The following is a 16,916-nucleotide window of genomic DNA, read 5'->3' as shown; positions in this document are numbered from 1 at the left end:
TACAACCCCCCCCCCGGTTCCATCCTCGTACGGCGGGGGGGCCCCCCCCCCCACAAAGGGGTGCGGCCCCGCCGTCGTACCGGGCCGGTAGGAGCCGGAACTCAGCGCCGGCCCCCGCTTCCGTTCCCGTTCGTGCCGCCGTTGGACGTGCCCTGGGTGAGGTCCCCCGGGAGGGAGTTCGTCGGGGTCGGGAAGGCGCCGCCGGTCGTGTCACCCGTGGTGCCGCCGTCCGTCAGTCCGCCGATCAGTCCGCCCGTCGTCCCACCCGGGTTGTCCCCGTTGCGGCCGTCGTCGATCCCGTGGCCTCTTCCCCGGTGCTTCCCGTTGGCGCCGTCGTCGGGGATGTCGACCAGATTGAAGCCGGGGGCGGCCTTGCCGGCCAGCGCGCCGGTCATCGCGTCCTTCCAGATGGGGCCGGGGACCTGACCGCCGTAGACCTCGGAGCGGAAGACGCCGCCGATGGTGATGTTGGTCATCTCCACGTCCTGGGTCGGACCGCCGACCCAGACCGCACCCGCCAGGTTGGGCGTGTAGCCGACGAACCAGGCGTTCTTGCGGGAGTCCGTCGTACCCGTCTTGCCCGCACTCTCCCGGTCGGTCAGGCCCGCCTCCCGGCCGGTGCCGGAGTCGACCACGCCACGCAGGAGGGTGTTGACCGTGTCGGCGGTCCGCTCGCTCATCGCGCGCGAGCAGGTCGACTTGGGCACGGGGATCGACTTCTCCTCGTTGCCGTCCTTCTGGCTGACCGACTCGATCGCGATCGGCGTGCAGTACATGCCGCGGGCGGCGAAGGTGGCGTACGCGTTCGCCATGGTCAGCGGGGACAGGCCGATCGCGCCGAGCGCGATGGAGGGGTTCTGCGGAAGCTTGGAGCCGTTGCCCTGCACGACGTGCAGCGCGTCGGTCATCTTCACCACCGGGCACAGGCCGATGTCGGAGATGAGCTGCACGAAGTAGGTGTTGACGGACCTGGCCATCGCCTCCTTCATGCGGTACGGGCCGCGCTCCGACTCGCTCTCGTTCTCCACCGTGTAGTTGCGGTCGTTGAGCCAGGGCCTGGAGCCGCAGGTCTGCACGGGGCTCGGGTAGGTCATCTTGTACGGCGACGAGTACCCCTGTGTCGCCGGCTTGCCGCCCTCGATCGCGGCGGCGGCCACGAACGGCTTGAACGTCGAACCGGTGGGGAAGCCGAAGTTGGAGCCGCCCATGTCCCGGTTGACCGAGTAGTTGTACTCGGTCTCGTTCTTGCCGTAGCCGAACGGCCGTGACTGGCCCATCGCCAGGATCTTGCCGGTGCCGGGCTCGACCAGCGTGGCGGCTGCGGCCACCCGGTCGGACTGGTAGACGTGCTGCTTCAGGGAGGCCTGTACCGACTCCTGGGCCTGCGGGTCCAGAGTCGTACGGATCGTCAGGCCGCCGCGGTTCCAGAGTTTGGCGCGGTCCTCGCGGGTCTTGCCGAAGGCCGGGTCGGTGAGGAAGACGTTCTCGACGTACTTGCAGAAGAACGCGGAACCCTTGGTGGCCGTGATGCAGCCGTTCTTGGGCTGGCTGACGTGCAGACCGAGCGGCTTCTCCTTGGCCTGGTCGGCCTCCGCCTGGGGGATGTCGCCGACCTCGGCCATGCGCTGCAGGACGGTGTTGCGCCGCTTGATGGCCTCGGCCTCGTCGTTGACCGGGTCGTAGCGGCTCGGGGACTGCACGATGCCGGCCAGCAGGGCCGCTTCCTGGAGGTTCAGATCCTTGGCGGACTTGGAGAAGTAGCGCTGGGCGGCGGCCTCGACGCCGTAGGCCTGCTCGCCGAAGAAGGTGATGTTGAGGTAGTTCTCCAGGATCTTCTTCTTGCCGAGCTTCTCCTCGATCTGGATCGCGTACTTCAGCTCGCGGACCTTGCGGCCCAGGGTCTGCTGGGTGGCCTCGGCGACCTTCGTCGGGTCGTCACCCGCCTCCTCGATGAAGTAGTTCTTCACCAGCTGCTGGGTGAGCGTGGAGGCGCCCTCGGCGACCCCGCCTTCCTGTGCGTTCTTGTTCAGCGCACGCAGCACGCCCTTGAGGTCGATCGCGCCGTGCTTGTAGAACCGCGAGTCCTCGATCGCGACGATCGCCTTCTGCATGTACGGCGAGATGTCCTTGAGCTCCACCACCGTCCGGTCGCGGGAGTAGACGGTCGCGATCTGGTTGCCCCGGCTGTCCAGTATCGTCGTGCGCTGGCTGAGCTGGGGACTCTTGAGGTTGGCCGGGATCTCGTCGAAGCCCTTGACCGAACCCTTGGCCGCAAGGCCCAGCGCTCCGGCCGCGGGCAGTGCGATGCCGGCCATCACAGCTCCCGCGAGCACACTGACACCGAGGAACTTGGCGGCCTGTTGCGTTGGCGACAGCCCACCGCCCGAGCGCTTCTTTGGCATGGGGGCAGCCTAATCCGTCCTTGTGAGCGTTCCGTAGGAGCAACCGCATCACGGCACGGCAAAGGGAGATGGTCCGCTTCCCGTCCAGCTTCCCATTCGCCGGACACGCGCCCAGGCCTTGGCCTAAGCTGCTCTCAACTGTCACAGCAGTGCGGTCACGTATCCAGGTCGTGCACCTGGTTCACGTATCCAGGTCACGTATCTGTACATCTCTATACGTCCGACGAACCCGAATCGTTCCAGGCGTACCCCGGTTTCCAGGGGGCGTGTCCGAATCCGCCTCGCGTGTCATCTGGCGTCCGATATGACGCATGACATCTGTCCCGCTATTGCCGGGATAGTCGCACATGTCGTCAGCTCACTCCCCTGGGTGATCTGCCGCTTACCCATAGTCCGTTCGGGCCATTCAAGATTGGGCCCGAAGGGGGTGTTGTGCTGTGCCCACCTTCCGTAACGTCCTCAACTGGCTGCGGTGAATATGCCGCTGCCGCCGTGGGGGAGCCTCGATTCGGGAGAGGACGGCGCCGGTATGGGCTGGGTGACCGACTGGAGTGCGCAGGCTGCCTGCCGCACTACCGATCCGGATGAACTGTTCGTTCAAGGAGCAGCGCAGAACAGGGCCAAGGCGGTGTGCACCGGATGTCCGGTACGCACCGAATGCCTGGCCGATGCGCTGGACAATCGCGTCGAGTTCGGCGTGTGGGGAGGCATGACAGAGCGGGAACGCCGCGCACTGCTGCGCAGGCGGCCCACGGTGACCTCCTGGCGCAGACTGCTGGAGACCGCCCGCTCGGAGTACGAGCGGGGCGCCGGGATCGTGACCCTCGACAACGACGAGGTGTACCAGGACTACGCGGCGGTGGGCTGAGGGGCACCCCTCTCCGGGCACCCCTCTCAGGGCTCACCCCGAACACGCCTCGAGGCACGCCTCGAGGCACGCCTCGAGGCACGCTTCGCAGGCGCCGGTCCGGATATGCGGCACGACGTTCCAGCGCCGTCCGCACGCCGGGCTGCCGTGCGGCACCGGTAGTGCCGGTCGGGCCTGCACCTGGGGAAGCCTCGACCGGCCGGCCGCAGCGCGACGCCCCCCCCACGGTCCGCCCATGCCTGCGACGGCTCCGGCCGCGCTTACGGCACCTCCGGCCGCCCGGGCGCGAGCCGGGCTCCGATGTCGCGCAGGCCCGTGAGGTCGTGCACGTCGCCGGGCAGGGCGGGTACTTCGACCACCGCCACCTCGGGGTGGCGGGCGGCGAAGCGGTCGCGCGTGCGCTGCTCGCGCGAGATCAGCTGCATCCGTTCGGCGTGCAGCCTGAGCAGGCCCGCGGTGAGCTGGTCCACGGAGCGGCCATGCGCGGAGGGAGGGTCCACGGTGTGAGAGTCCACGGAGCGCTCCGTGGCGGCGGGGGAGCCTTCCTCGGGAGCCGTGGCCTCGGCCGTGTCCCCGGCCGCGGAGCCGGATGAGGCGCCGGGTGCCGAGCCGGACGGGGAGCCTGGTGCTGCAGGTTGTGAACTGCCGTACGCGTCGGGAGAGTTACGAACTCCAGCTTTCCCGCCCCCCTGATCCACAATGCGAGGGTCCTCAAGATTTTCCGCGGCGGTGAGCGCCCGCTCGGCCGACAGCCGGCCCGCGCCGCTGCCGTGCACCCGGTTGAGCACCAGCCCCACCAGCGGCATGTTCTCCGCGGCCAGCCGCTCCACGAAGTACGCCGCCTCGCGCAGCGCGTCCCGCTCCGGGGCCGCCACCACCACGAACGCCGTACCGGGCGCCTGAAGCAGCTTGTACGTGGCGTCCGCGCGCGTGCGGAAACCGCCGAACGTGGTGTCCATCGCGGCCACGAACGTCTGGACGTCCTTCAACAGCTGGCCGCCCAGCAGTTTGCCCAGCGTGCCGGTCATCATCGACATGCCGACGTTGAGGAACGCCATTCCCGCACGCCCGCCCAGCTTCGCCGGGGCCGTCAGGAGGCGGATGAGGCGGCCGTCCAGGAAGGAACCGAGCCGCTTGGGCGCGTCCAGGAAGTCCAGCGCCGAGCGGGACGGCGGAGTGTCGACCACGATCAGGTCCCACTCGTCCTTCGCCCGCAGCTGCCCCAGCTTCTCCATCGCCATGTACTCCTGCGTGCCCGCGAAGCCCGCCGAGAGCGACTGGTAGAAGGGGTTGGCCAGGATCGCCGCCGCCCGCTCGGCGTCCGCGTGCGCCTCCACGACCTCGTCGAAGGTGCGCTTCATGTCGAGCATCATGGCGTGCAGTTCGCCGTCGCCGTCGGTGCCCTTCACCCGGCGCGGCACGTTGTCCAAGGAGTCGATGCCCATCGACTGGGCGAGCCGCTTGGCCGGGTCGATGGTGAGCACGACCACCTTGCGGCCCCGCTCGGCCGCCCGGAGCCCCAGAGCCGCCGCCGTCGTCGTCTTGCCGACGCCGCCCGAGCCGCAGCACACCACGATCCGCGTCCCGGGGTCGTCCAGCAACGCGTCGACGTCGAGCACGCGCGCGGGGGACAGGTGAGCGCGGGCGGTGTCCTGCGTCATGGTCTCGTCCGCGCTCATGACAACCCCTGTTCCCGCAGCTCGGTGGCGAGTTCGTAGAGGCCCGCCAGGTCCATGCCCTCGGCGAGCAGTGGCAGTTCGTGCAGCGGCAGCCCCAGCTCGCCGAGGGCCGTGCGCTGCTCCTGCTCCAGCGCGTGCCGCTCGGCGTACTCCGCGGCCTGCTCCAGCAGCGGGTCCACCAGCCGCTCCGCGTGGCCGCCGCGCCGGGCCGTGCCCAGACCGGCCGCCGACAGAGCCCGTGCGACGGAGGAGTGCTCCACGGTCCGTACGAGTTCCAGGTCGGCCGCGTCCAGCACCTGGGGCCGGACCATGTTGACGATGACGCGGCCCACCGGCAGCCGGGCCGCGCGGAGTTCGGCGATGCCGTCGGCGGTCTCCTGGACGGGCATCTCCTCCAGCAGCGTCACCATGTGCACCGCCGTCTCCGGCGACTTGAGCACCCGCATCACGGCCTGCGCCTGATTGTGTATCGGGCCGATCTTCGCGAGGCCCGCCACCTCGTCGTTGACGTTCAGGAAGCGGGTGACGCGGCCGGTCGGCGGGGCGTCCATGACGACGTAGTCGTACGTGAACCGCCCGCGTCTGTCCTTGCGGCGCACCGCCTCGCACGCCTTGCCCGTGAGGAGCACGTCCCGCAGGCCGGGTGCGATGGTGGTGGCGAAGTCGATGGCGCCGAGCTTCTTCAGGGCCCGGCCCGCGCCGCCGAGCTTGTAGAACATCTGGAGATAGTCCAGAAGGGCCAGTTCGGGATCGATGGCCAGCGCGTACACCTCGCCGCCCCCGGGAGCGACCGCGATCTTCCGCTCCTCGTAGGGCAGTGCGTCGGTTTCGAAGAGTTGTGCGATGCCCTGCCGACCCTCGACCTCCACGAGAAGCGTCCGCTTCCCCTCGGTCGCGAGGGCCAGCGCGAGGGCGGCGGCGACCGTCGTCTTTCCGGTCCCGCCCTTGCCGCTGACGACCTGGAGCCTGCTCACGCCTTCGAGCCTAACCAGTCCGGCCGAAAGCCATGCTGGAGGCTGTGGACAACCGTCGGGCAACCGGGGGCGACCGGGGCTGCCGGGGGACGGCCGGGGGACAGCCGTGCGGCGGCTGCGAGGACGACAGCAGCTACAGTCGGCCCCATGACCAAGTGGGAATACGCAACCGTGCCGCTGCTCGTCCATGCCACGAAGCAGATTCTGGACACCTGGGGCGAGGACGGCTGGGAGCTCGTCCAGGTCGTGCCCGGGCCGAACCCCGAGCAGCTCGTGGCCTACCTGAAGCGGGAGAAGCAGGCATGAGCGCGGTCGAGACCAAGCTGGCCGAACTGGGCCTGACCCTGCCGGAGGTCGTACCGCCGCTGGCCGCGTACCAGCCGGCCGTGCAGTCCGGCGTGTACGTCTACACCGCCGGCCAGCTGCCGATGGTGGACGGCAAGCTCCCGGTCACCGGAAAGGTGGGCGCCGAGGTCACGCCGGAGGAGGCCAAGAAGCTGGCCCGTACCTGCGCGCTGAACGCGCTGGCCGCCGTGAAGTCCGTCGTCGGCGACCTGGACCGCATCGCGCGCGTGGTGAAGGTCGTCGGCTTCGTCGCCTCGGCGTCCGACTTCACCGGGCAGCCCGGTGTCGTCAACGGCGCCAGCGAGCTGCTCGGCGAGGTCCTCGGCGACAAGGGCGTGCACGCCCGCAGCGCGGTGGGCGTCGCGGTGCTGCCGCTGGACGCGCCCGTGGAGGTCGAGATCCAGGTCGAGCTGGCCCAGTAGCCCCACAGCGCCGCACCGGCCTCGGGGACCTCTCGAACATTCGCCCTATACGGGATAGCCTCCGGCCATGGCGAACGGTCAGTGGTACCCCCCGGAGTGGCCCGAGCGCATCCGCGCGCTCGCGGACGGCACCCTCACCCCGGTGTCCCCCAGGCGCGCGGCCACCGTGCTGCTCCTGAAGGACACCCCGGCCGGTCCTGCCGTCCACATGCTGCGCAGACGCGCCTCCATGGCCTTCGCCGGAGGCGCGTACGCGTATCCCGGAGGCGGTGTCGACCCACGCGACGACGACCGCCGGGTCCGCTGGGCGGGCCCCGCGCGCGCGTGGTGGGCCGACCGGCTCGGCGTCGACGAGACCGGTGCCCAGGCGATCGTCTGCGCGGCCGTACGGGAGACCTACGAGGAGGCGGGCGTCCTGCTCGCCGGACCCGACGCCGAGTCGGTGGTGGGCGACACCACCGGGGACGACTGGGAGGCCGACCGTGCCGCCCTCGTCGCCCGCGAGCTGTCCTTCGCCGAGTTCCTGGACCGCCGGGGCCTGGTGCTGCGCTCGGACCTGCTGGGCGCCTGGACCCGCTGGATCACACCGGAGTTCGAGTCCCGCCGCTACGACACCTGGTTCTTCGTCGCCGTGCTTCCCGAGGGCCAGCGCACCCGCAACGTCTCCACGGAGGCCGACCGCACGGTGTGGATCCGCCCCGAAGAGGCCGCCGCCGGTTACGACAAGGGCGAGCTGCTGATGATGCCGCCCACCATCGCCACCCTGCGCCAGCTGCTGCCGTACCCGACGGCCGCCGAGGCCCTCGCCGACGCGCCCGCGCGCGACATGACGCCGGTGCTCGCACAGGCCCGCCTCGTGGACGGCGAGATCGTGCTGTCCTGGCCGGGGCACGACGAGTTCACCAAGCACGTCCCGACCGCTCCGGTGACCGGTGCTCCGACGACGGGGGGTGGTCCCGCGTGACCGACGCCGCGGCCCTGCCCGGCCAGCCCCGGGGCCAGGTCCTCTCCGGCCCCGCCACCGAACGGTCCGTCAACGTGCTGGCCCCCAACGCCTCCGCGATGACCCTGGACGGCACCAACACCTGGATAGTCGCCGAGCCCGACTCCGAACTGGCCGTCGTGATCGACCCGGGCCCGCTGGACGACGGCCACCTGCGCAACGTCGTCGACACCGCCGAGAGGGCCGGCAAGCGCGTCGCCCTGACCCTGCTCACCCACGGCCACCCCGACCACGCGGAGGGCGCCGCCCGCTTCGCGGAACTGACCGGCACGCGCGTGCGTGCCCTCGATCCGGCACTGCGGCTCGGCGACGAGGGCCTCGGCGCCGGGGACGTGGTCACGGTCGGCGGCCTGGAGCTGAGGGTCGTACCGACCCCCGGGCACACCGCGGACTCGCTGTGCTTCCATCTCCCGGCCGACCGTGCGGTGCTGACCGGTGACACCATCCTCGGCCGCGGTACGACGGTCGTGGCGCACCCGGACGGCCGTCTGGGCGACTACCTGGACTCCCTGCGCCGTCTGCGGTCCCTGACGGTCGACGACGGCGTCCACACCGTCCTGCCGGGCCACGGACCGGTTCTGGAGGACGCTCAGGGAGCGGTCGAGTTCTATCTCGCCCACCGCGCCCACCGGCTGGCCCAGATCGAGACGGCCGTCGAGAACGGCTTCCGCACCCCGGCCGACGTCGTCGCCCACGTGTACGCCGACGTGGACCGCTCCCTGTGGCCGGCGGCGGAGCTGTCGGTACGGGCCCAGCTGGACTACCTGAGCGAGCACGGGCTGATCTAGCGGGCTGGTCCGGCAGGTCTGGCCGGTGCGGCGGTCGCCGCGCAGGGACGTCACGGCGGTCAGCACGCCCAGCCGGACCGACCCCGCGTTGACGGCGGCTCCACCACAGCTTGCTCGACACGGGTCTGTTCCTGGACGAGGCTGCGGCCGACCGCGCCGCAGCGGCCGCCCCCGCCGCCGCTCGCGCGGGCGTCTGCTGATCCGTGCGGCGGGGCGGTACGCATGCGTCCGGGCCGGTCAGTCCCCCGGGCGCGGGGCCTTCACGCCGTGCACGCGCGCGTACTCCGTCGCGAGCCAGGGGCCCAGGTCGTCGACGTACGACCGCAGGATGTCCAGGTCGCCGACGGGCTCATAGCCGTACTCCGCGGCCGTACGCAGCTGACCGGCCCGCTCGGGGTAGTACGCGGCGAAGACCTCGGCCATCTCGTGCAGATCGCTCGTCCAGCCCTTCCAGCGGGGCATGACGAGGGTGAACCCGGTGCGCACGAGGTGGCGGGACATGAAGCGCACCAGCGGTCGCCGCGCCTCCTCGGTGTCCTCGGCCGCCGCGATCCGCTCCCGCCAGCGCGGCAGCCACCGGGCGAGGTCGCCGTTGGTCTCGCGGGCGAGCAGCGAGTCGGGGCGGTAGCGGGGCAGGTGCGCGGCGAGGTCGTCCCCGAGCAGCGGGGTGCACAGGCAGGCGAGGAACCAGCCGAGGTCGTACCGCTCCAGCTCGCTCAGCAGGCGGTCGCAGCTGTACAGCAGCGTGCCGACGCCGTCGATCTGCGCGAACTCCTTGTCCAGCGCCCCGCCGAGGGCACGGACGGCCTCCCGGTCAGCCTCGCCCGGCTCCTCCCGCAGGGCCACCAGCAGATCCAGGTCGCTGCGGCCCACGCGCGCGGTGCCGCGCGGAACGGACCCGTAGAGGTACGCGCTGTGCAGTCGCGGCCCGAAGGCGTCCAGCAACCGGCCGCGCGCCGCCGTCACGACCGGAGCGAAAACAGGCGGCACGTGCGCGAGGGAGCCTTCACGCTCGATGCAGCCCTGGTCGTCGAGGCCGTGCGGAACAGGGGGTCGGGACATGCGCCCACTGTGCCTGTCCGAGCCCGCCGGGGCAGCCCGTTTTCCGGCGGCCCCGGCACCTTTTCAGCCCAGGCCGTCGGCCCGGGCAGGCGTCAGCGCGACCGCTTGGCCAGACGCTCCACGTCCAGCAGGATGACCGCCCGCGCCTCCAGGCGCAGCCATCCGCGCTGGGCGAAGTCGGCCAGGGCCTTGTTCACGGTCTCGCGGGAGGCGCCCACCAGCTGGGCCAGCTCCTCCTGAGTGAGGTCATGAACGACGTGGATGCCCTCTTCGGACTGCACGCCGAAGCGGCGGGACAGGTCCAGCAGGGCGCGCGCCACACGGCCGGGGACGTCGGAGAAGACCAGGTCGGACATGGCGTCGTTGGTCTTGCGCAGCCGGCGGGCGACCGCGCGCAGCAGGGCGCCGGCGACCTCGGGGCGGGCGTTCAGCCAGGGCTGGAGGTCGCCGTGGCCGAGACCGAGCAGCTTGACCTCGGTCAGCGCGGTCGCGGTGGCCGTACGCGGGCCCGGGTCGAACAGCGACAGCTCGCCGATCAGCTCGCCGGGGCCGACGACGGCGAGCATGTTCTCGCGGCCGTCGGGGGAGGTGCGGTGCAGCTTGACCTTGCCCTCGGTCACCACGTAGAGCCGGTCGCCCGGGTCGCCCTCGTGGAAGAGGGAGTCGCCGCGTGCGAGGGTCACCTCACTCATGGAGGCGCGAAGCTCCGCGGCCTGCTCGTCGTCGAGAGCCGCGAAGAGCGGGTTGCGCCGCAGAACGTCGTCCACGAGTTCTCTCCTTGTCGACCTGCTCAGGGGATCTTGCTTTCCCCTTGGTACCAGGGGACCGTGTTCCCCATTTTGCCGGACGGTCCAAACAGTGTGATCTGTCACAAGGATGCCGTACAGGTGTCCCGCGGTAAGCGGCAGGGGTCCGATCGGGGGCTGATATTCCGGGTCCGGGGCGGATGTCGGTGCCGGGCTCTAGGCTGGCCGGGTGTCCAAATCGCCGGTGAGAACACAGGCCAAGGGAGCTGGACGGGTGGCCGTACGTCGCGATTCCGCTGTGGGCGAACAAGGCTCCACCAGCAGTAATAAAAGCCGCAAATCAGAACAAAAGGTACCGCGTGCCGAGCCGCTTGCCAACGAGACCCGCACCGCCCTGGTCCGTCGGGCCCGCCGGATCAACCGCGAGCTCGCCGAGGTGTATCCCTACGCCCACCCCGAACTGGACTTCGAGAACCCCTTCCAGCTGCTGATCGCCACCGTGCTGTCGGCCCAGACCACCGACCTGCGCGTCAACCAGACGACCCCCGCGCTCTTCGCGAAGTACCCCACCCCCGAGGACCTGGCCGCGGCCAACCCGGAGGAGGTCGAGGAGATCCTCCGGCCGTGCGGGTTCTTCCGGGCCAAGACCAGGGCCGTGACAGGGCTCTCCAAGGCGCTCACCGAGGAGTTCGGCGGTGAGGTCCCCGGCAGGCTGGAAGACCTCGTCAAGCTGCCCGGCGTCGGCCGCAAGACCGCCTTCGTCGTGCTCGGCAACGCCTTCGGGCGGCCCGGGATCACCGTCGACACGCACTTCCAGCGGCTGGTACGGCGCTGGAAGTGGACCGACGAGACGGACCCGGACAAGATCGAGGCGGCCGTCGGCGCGCTGTTCCCCAAGCGCGACTGGACCGACCTGTCGCACCACGTCATCTGGCACGGCCGCCGCATCTGCCACGCCCGCAAGCCCGCCTGCGGCGCCTGCCCCATCGCACCGCTCTGTCCGGCCTACGGCGAGGGGGAGACGGACCCGGAGAAGGCGAAGAAGCTCCTCAAGTACGAGAAGGGCGGCTATCCCGGCCAGCGGCTGAAGCCCCCACAGGCCTACCTCGACGCGGGCGGCAGGCCGGCGCCGCCACTGGGCGCCGCGTGACGGAACGATCTCGATGCCCTCGGGCGTTGGACACGGCAGGACGGGGGTGCCCATGACGCACACGAGTCAGACGGATACGAGTCATCACACCGACCAGAGGGGCTACGGGGTCCAGGCGGACGGGCTGGACACGGCTCACCGGAGGGACACAGGTCATGCCCGTACGAGCGGCGGGCACCGCGGCGCGGTGACGCTCAGCAAGGAGGGGCTGCCGGGCTGGCTGGACCCCGTGGTGCACGCGGTGGAGACGGTCGAGCCGCTCCAGCTCAGCCGCTTCCTGCCGCCCGAGAACGGCTCGGGGCGGCTGTCGGCGGTGCTGATCCTGTTCGGCGAAGGCGAGCGCGGGCCCGAACTGCTGCTCATGGAGCGGGCCGGCTCCCTGCGTTCCCACGCCGGTCAGCCCTCCTTCCCCGGCGGCGCCCTCGACCCCGAGGACGGCGACCCGAAGGGCGACGGGCCGCTCAGGGCCGCCCTGCGCGAGGCGGAGGAGGAGACCGGACTCGACCCGGCCGGCGTCCAGCTCTTCGGCGTCCTGCCCGCCCTCTACATCCCGGTCAGCGGCTTCGTCGTCACCCCCGTGCTCGGCTGGTGGAGAGAGCCCAGCCCGGTGGGCGTCGTCGACCCGAACGAGACCGCCCGTGTCTTCACGGTCCCCGTGGCGGATCTCACGGACCCCGCCAACCGCGCGACCACCGTCTCCCCCGGCGGCCACCGAGGCCCGGCATTCCTGGTCGAATCGGCCCTGGTGTGGGGCTTCACCGGCGGAGTGATCGACCGCCTGCTGCACTTCGCGGGCTGGGAGCGCCCCTGGGACAGGGAGAAGCAGGTCCCGATCGACTGGCGCTCATGACAGGGTGATCCCGTGAACGTGCTGGACATCCTGCTGCTGGTCGCGGCTGCGTGGTTCGCGGTCGTCGGTTACCGCCAGGGCTTCGTCGTCGGAATCCTGTCGGTGATCGGCTTCCTGGGCGGCGGCCTGGTCGCGGTGTACACGCTGCCCGTCATCTGGGACGCCGTGACCGGCAATGCGGAGGTCGGCACCACCGCCGCGGTCGTCGCCGTGGTCGTCGTGATCGTCTGCGCCTCCGTCGGGCAGGCCCTGACCACCCACCTCGGCAACAAACTGCGCCGCTACATCACCTGGTCCCCTGCCCGCGCCCTGGACGCCACCGGCGGCGCCCTGGTCAACGTTGTCGCGATGCTCCTGGTGGCCTGGCTGATCGGCTCCGCCCTCGCGGGCACGACGCTGCCCACGCTCGGCAAGGAGGTCCGCGGCTCCAAGGTGCTCCTCGGCGTCTCCCGGGTGCTGCCCGCGCAGGCCGACACCTGGTTCGCCGACTTCTCCTCGGTCCTCGCGCAGAACGGCTTCCCGCAGGTCTTCAGCCCCTTCTCCAACGAGCCGATCACCGATGTCCGCCCGCCCGACCCTGCCCTCGCCGGCAGCCCGGTCGCCGAGCGCGCCGAGCGCTCCATCGTCAAGGTCACCGGCACCGCGCAGAGCTGCGGCAAGGTCCTGGAAGGCACCGGCTTCGTCTTCGCCGACCACCGGGTGATGACCAACGCGCACGTCGTCGGCGGTGTCGACGCACCCCGCGTACAGGTGGGCGGCATCGGCCGCAGGTACGACGCCAGGGTCGTCCTGTACGACTGGAAGCGCGACATCGCCGTCCTCGACGTGCCGGACCTGAAGGCGCGTGCCCTCCGGTTCGCTTCGCGCGACGCGGCCGGCGGCGACGGCGCGATCGTCGCGGGCTTCCCGGAGAACGGCGCGTACGACGTCCGCGCCGCGCGCGTGCGCCAGCGCATCACGGCCAACGGCCCGGACATCTACCGCCACGGCACCGTCCGCCGCGACGTGTACTCGCTGTACGCGACCGTCCGTCAGGGCAACTCCGGTGGCCCGCTGCTCACGCCCGACGGCAGGGTGTACGGCGTGGTGTTCGCCAAGTCCCTCGACGACGCCCAGACCGGCTACGCCCTGACGGCGGACGAGATCCGGCCGGACATCGACCAGGGCCGTACGGCCGACGAGCGCGTGGACACCGACAGCTGTGCGCTGTAAGCGGGTTACCGGGAAGACAGGACGGGCGGCGCCGGTTCAGCCGCGCGGGTGACGCAGGCGCACCGAGACCCATCGCGCCCGTCGGCGCAGAATGCGGGAGATCCCCACCCGCAGGTCGCCTTCCGCGAACTGCGGGGTGCCTCGCTGAGGCATGCTCAGGCCCGTGGCCGAGCGGCGGTTGCGGGGTGCGTCACTGTAGTCGTGCGTCCAGCCCATACCCCGACGTCTGCCCCTGGCCCAAGGTCGATAACCGCCCCAGGGCCGCCCAATTGGCCTATGCGGCAGGCATGTGGCCGTTCGGGGGACAAGTGTCCAGGAACCGGATACTCCACGCGCTCACCCGGTCACCGGTCGGGCTCGGGGTCCTTGAGCCGGTTGTCCGGTTCGGTGGAGAACGCCACGGGGTCTTCCTCGTGCGGGCTGTGTGTCCTGGATGACCCCCGGACCCCCAGCCGGAGCCGGGCCGCTGGCGTCTCACCGGTCGGGCTCGGGGTCCTTGAGCCAGTTGACCAGTTCGGTGGAGAACGCCACCGGGTCCTCCTCGTGCGGGAAGTGGCCCAGGCCGTCGAACAGCCGCCAGCGGTAGGGCGCTTCGACGTACTCGCCCGAGCCGGCCGCGCTGCGCGTCCGTGTGACCGGGTCGAGTGAGCCGTGCAGATGCAGCGTGGGCACCCGCACCGGCCGCTTCATCCTGCGATTGAACTGGAAGCCGTCGGGGCGGGCGAGCGAGCGCACCAACCAGCGGTACGGCTCGATCGAGCAGTGCGCGGTGGACGGGATGCACATGGCGCGCTGGTACGCCTCCACCGCCCCGTCCTCGGGCGGTCGCGGCCCGGACCAGTTCCGGATCAGCCGCCCCACCAGCGCGCCACCGTCGGCGCTCAGCTGCCGCTCCGGGATCCACGGCCGCTGGAAGCCCCAGATGTAGGAGTTGGCGGCGGTCTGCCGGGCGTCCCGCAGCATCGCGGCACGCCAGCGCCGGGGGTGCGGCATCGAGACGACCGCGAGTCGTCGTACGAGCTTGGGCCGCATCGTGGCGGCCGTCCACGCCAGATAGCCGCCGAGGTCGTGGCCGACCAGCGCGGCGTCCGGCTCACCGAGGGAGCGGATCACGCCGGTGACGTCCAGGGCGAGGTTGGCGGGGTCGTATCCGCGTGGGGTGCGGTCGCTGCCGCCGACGCCGCGCAGGTCCATCGCCACCGCCCGGTAGCCGGCGTCGGCGAGCGCGACCAGCTGGTGCCGCCACGCCCACCAGAACTGCGGGAAGCCGTGCAGCAGCAGTACCAGCGGGCCGTCGCCGAGTTCGGCGATGTGGAAGCGGGCGCCGTTGGCGGCGACGTCCCGGTGCGTCACCTCGTGCCCACCGGGAATGTCGATGCGTACGACCGAGGGGGCGGTGGGGTCCGTCATGACGACGAGCGTGCCACAGCCTCGATGGCTTCGGGCGTCCTGCCCTCCGGCAGCTCCGGCAGCTCCGGGCGCGGGTGCGGCTTGGCGTTCTGCAGGACGCCCGCCGTCTCCTTCATCGACGCGGCCACCTTCTGCGGACCCTGGCCCTTCTTGGCCTTCTTCGCGAGCGCCACGCCGACGAGCCCCAAGAGGCCGGCGACGAGCACGTTGGCGGCGAAGGACAACAGGAAGCAGATCGCCAGGTTCCAGTGGCTCCAGGTACGGATGCCGTACGCCAGCGCGAAGTTGAGCATCGGCAGGGAGAAGACCAGTACCGCGCCGGCCAGCGAGAAGGCGCCGCCGCTCATCGCGCCGCGCTTCACGTCCTGCTTGAGCTGGGCCTTGGCCAGCGCGATCTCGTCGTGCACCAGTGCCGACAAGTCGGTCGTCGCCGCGGCGAACAGCTGGCCGATGCTGCGTTCGGCGCCGACCGGGCTGCCGTCGGGTGCGCTCATCGCGTTCTCCCTCAGAGGTCTCTCGTGTCGTGTGTGTGCCGTCTTGTTCTGTACCGTCTCGTCAGATCATGCCGGACGGTCGTTGTCCTCGCCTGCCCCGCCCGGCACTTCCGCAAGCCCGTGCCGGGCCGCGGCGGCCTTCTCCGCGGCGATGCGCCGGTGTTCGGCGGCCTTGTGTTCGTGGATCGCGGCCATGCGCAGGTGGTACGCCGGGTTGTCCTGCTCGTAGATGTCCGGGACGCCGTCGTGGTCATCGTCGCGCTCCTCCTCCGTGCACAGCCTGCGGTACTTGGCGTTGCGTATCTTCAGCAGCACCGTCGCGCACAGGGCCGCGATCAGCGAGCCGGTGAGCACGGCCGCCTTCACCTCGCCGGTCAGGACGCTGTCGCCGGCGAAGGCCAGTTCGCCGATGAGCAGCGAGACGGTGAAGCCGATGCCGGAGAGGGCGGCCACCGCGAAGATGTCGGCCCACTCCAGGTCCTCGCTCAGCTCGGCGTGGGTGAAGCGGGCGGTCAGCCATGTGCCGCCGAAGACGCCGAGCGCCTTGCCGACGACCAGGCCGAGCACCACTCCGAGCGTCTCCGGCTTCGTGAACACGTCCTTCAGCGCGCTGCCGGAAACCGACACCCCCGCGCTGAACAGCGCGAACAGAGGGACGGCCAGCCCGGCCGACAGCGGGCGGACCAGGTGCTCGATGTGCTGGCCAGGCGAGTGCTCCTCGCCCTGCCGGGTGGTGCAGCGCAGCATCAGGCCCATCGCGACGCCTGCGATGGTGGCGTGCACGCCACTGTTGTACATGAGCGCCCAGATCAGCAGGGCCAGCGGCACGTACACGTACCAGCCGCGTACGCCCTTGCGCAGCAGCAGCCAGAAGATCACCAACGCGGCGGCGGCCCCGCCCAGCGCGGCGAAGTGGATCCGGTCGGTGAAGAACACCGCGATGATCAGGATCGCGAACAGGTCGTCGACGACCGCGAGCGTCAGCAGGAAGGCGCGCAGGGCGCTGGGCAGCGAGGTGCCGATGACCGCGAGGACGGCGAGCGCGAAGGCGATGTCGGTCGCGGTGGGCACCGCCCAGCCCTGTGTGGTGCCGTGCCCGGTGAGGTTGGTGAGGGTGTAGACGAGGGCCGGTACGGCCATGCCGCACAGCGCGGCCACCACGGGCAGCGCGGCGGCCCTGGGACTGCGCAGGTCACCGGCGACCAGCTCACGCTTCAGTTCGATGCCGGCGACGAAGAAGAACACGGCGAGGAGTCCGTCGGCGGCCCAGTGGGCGGTGGAAAGGCGCAGGCCGAGGGTGCCGGGGCCGAAACGGAAGTGGCTGGCGGTCTCGTAGCTGTGATGCAGGGCCGGGGCGTTCGCCCAGATCAGCGCCGTGACGGCGGCGACGAGCAGCAGGATGCCGCCTACGGTCTCGGTGCGCAGTGCGTCCGCCACGAAGGCCCGCTCGGGCAGGGAGAGGCGTCCGACGATGCTGCGTCTGGGGGCGGGGGTGCGGGGCGCGGCCACGG

Annotated in this window: 17 protein-coding genes; 8 read left to right on the top strand and 9 right to left on the bottom strand. The window is 71.0% G+C overall.

What is annotated here, in order from left to right; genetic code table 11:
* Nucleotides 1-101: 101 nt before the first annotated feature.
* Nucleotides 102-2,402: a transglycosylase domain-containing protein gene (locus K7G59_RS24690; RefSeq protein ID WP_225837773.1), complete on the bottom strand. Its 2,301-nt coding sequence runs from the start codon at nt 2,400-2,402 to the stop codon at nt 102-104.
* 529 nt (nt 2,403-2,931) lie between these two features.
* On the opposite strand from K7G59_RS24690, the gene wblA reads away from it, so the two are divergent.
* The gene (gene wblA / locus K7G59_RS24685) at nt 2,932-3,270 is read left to right on the top strand and encodes a transcriptional regulator WblA (RefSeq protein ID WP_225837771.1); all 339 of its coding nucleotides are present in this window, start codon (nt 2,932-2,934) and stop codon (nt 3,268-3,270) included.
* 260 nt (nt 3,271-3,530) lie between these two features.
* On the opposite strand, the gene K7G59_RS24680 is transcribed toward wblA, so the two are convergent.
* Together K7G59_RS24680 and K7G59_RS24675 are read right to left on the bottom strand one after the other, a co-directional pair.
* Nucleotides 3,531-4,949 (bottom strand): ArsA family ATPase, encoded by a 1,419-nt coding sequence (locus K7G59_RS24680; protein ID WP_225837769.1) that lies wholly within the window; start codon nt 4,947-4,949, stop codon nt 3,531-3,533.
* On the bottom strand, nt 4,946-5,923 hold the full coding sequence (locus K7G59_RS24675; protein ID WP_225837766.1) for an ArsA-related P-loop ATPase: 978 nt from the start codon (nt 5,921-5,923) through the stop codon (nt 4,946-4,948). The genes K7G59_RS24680 and K7G59_RS24675 overlap by 4 nt, the downstream gene beginning before the upstream one ends.
* Before the next feature lie 147 nt (nt 5,924-6,070).
* On the opposite strand from K7G59_RS24675, the gene K7G59_RS24670 reads away from it, so the two are divergent.
* From K7G59_RS24670 to K7G59_RS24655, 4 genes are all read left to right on the top strand, one after another.
* Entirely contained in the window at nt 6,071-6,229 is a 159-nt protein-coding gene (locus K7G59_RS24670; protein ID WP_009189813.1) for a DUF4177 domain-containing protein, read from the top strand.
* Nucleotides 6,226-6,690, top strand: coding sequence for a RidA family protein (locus tag K7G59_RS24665; protein ID WP_225837764.1), 465 nt, complete (start codon nt 6,226-6,228; stop codon nt 6,688-6,690). The genes K7G59_RS24670 and K7G59_RS24665 overlap by 4 nt, the downstream gene beginning before the upstream one ends.
* A gap of 67 nt (nt 6,691-6,757) precedes the next feature.
* Nucleotides 6,758-7,654, top strand: a complete 897-nt coding sequence (locus K7G59_RS24660) for an NUDIX hydrolase (protein ID WP_225837761.1) — start codon at nt 6,758-6,760, stop codon at nt 7,652-7,654.
* On the top strand, nt 7,651-8,481 hold the full coding sequence (locus tag K7G59_RS24655; protein ID WP_225837759.1) for an MBL fold metallo-hydrolase: 831 nt from the start codon (nt 7,651-7,653) through the stop codon (nt 8,479-8,481). The genes K7G59_RS24660 and K7G59_RS24655 overlap by 4 nt, the downstream gene beginning before the upstream one ends.
* A gap of 237 nt (nt 8,482-8,718) precedes the next feature.
* Here the strand turns inward: K7G59_RS24655 and K7G59_RS24645 are convergent, their stop codons facing one another.
* Complete coding sequence (locus K7G59_RS24645) at nt 8,719-9,543, bottom strand: nucleotidyltransferase domain-containing protein (protein ID WP_225837757.1); 825 nt, start codon at nt 9,541-9,543, stop codon at nt 8,719-8,721.
* A gap of 92 nt (nt 9,544-9,635) precedes the next feature.
* Nucleotides 9,636-10,310, bottom strand: coding sequence for a Crp/Fnr family transcriptional regulator (locus K7G59_RS24640; protein WP_014674022.1), 675 nt, complete (start codon nt 10,308-10,310; stop codon nt 9,636-9,638).
* A gap of 253 nt (nt 10,311-10,563) precedes the next feature.
* Between K7G59_RS24640 and nth the strand changes: the two genes are divergently transcribed.
* From nth to K7G59_RS24625, 3 genes are read left to right on the top strand one after another with little or no spacing between them, the layout of a single operon-like run.
* Nucleotides 10,564-11,439, top strand: a complete 876-nt coding sequence (gene nth / locus K7G59_RS24635) for an endonuclease III (protein WP_225837755.1) — start codon at nt 10,564-10,566, stop codon at nt 11,437-11,439.
* A 52-nt stretch (nt 11,440-11,491) separates the two neighbouring features.
* Entirely contained in the window at nt 11,492-12,289 is a 798-nt protein-coding gene (locus tag K7G59_RS24630; RefSeq protein WP_225837753.1) for a CoA pyrophosphatase, read from the top strand.
* 12 nt (nt 12,290-12,301) lie between these two features.
* On the top strand, nt 12,302-13,501 hold the full coding sequence (locus tag K7G59_RS24625) for a MarP family serine protease (RefSeq protein ID WP_225837751.1): 1,200 nt from the start codon (nt 12,302-12,304) through the stop codon (nt 13,499-13,501).
* Between the two features lie 36 nt (nt 13,502-13,537).
* On the opposite strand, the gene K7G59_RS24620 is transcribed toward K7G59_RS24625, so the two are convergent.
* The 4 genes from K7G59_RS24620 to nhaA form a co-directional block, all read right to left on the bottom strand.
* Nucleotides 13,538-13,717 (bottom strand): hypothetical protein, encoded by a 180-nt coding sequence (locus K7G59_RS24620; RefSeq protein WP_225837749.1) that lies wholly within the window; start codon nt 13,715-13,717, stop codon nt 13,538-13,540.
* Between the two features lie 258 nt (nt 13,718-13,975).
* Nucleotides 13,976-14,911 carry an alpha/beta fold hydrolase gene (locus K7G59_RS24615; RefSeq protein ID WP_225837747.1) on the bottom strand — a complete coding sequence of 312 codons (936 nt, stop codon included), beginning with the start codon at nt 14,909-14,911 and terminating at the stop codon, nt 13,976-13,978.
* The gene (locus K7G59_RS24610) at nt 14,908-15,405 is read right to left on the bottom strand and encodes a phage holin family protein (protein WP_225837745.1); all 498 of its coding nucleotides are present in this window, start codon (nt 15,403-15,405) and stop codon (nt 14,908-14,910) included. Before K7G59_RS24610 ends, K7G59_RS24615 begins: the two co-directional genes overlap by 4 nt.
* 66 nt (nt 15,406-15,471) lie before the next feature.
* A complete protein-coding gene (gene nhaA / locus K7G59_RS24605; protein WP_225837743.1) occupies nt 15,472-16,914 on the bottom strand; it encodes a Na+/H+ antiporter NhaA in 1,443 nt (480 codons plus the stop codon).
* Between the last annotated feature and the right edge of the window lie 2 nt (nt 16,915-16,916).

The organism is Streptomyces sp. NK08204, from assembly GCF_020400585.1.
Taxonomy (GTDB): Bacteria; Actinomycetota; Actinomycetes; order Streptomycetales; family Streptomycetaceae; genus Streptomyces.
The sequence above is the reverse complement of the archived record's forward strand: the minus strand, read 5'-3'. Positions and strand labels throughout refer to the sequence as shown.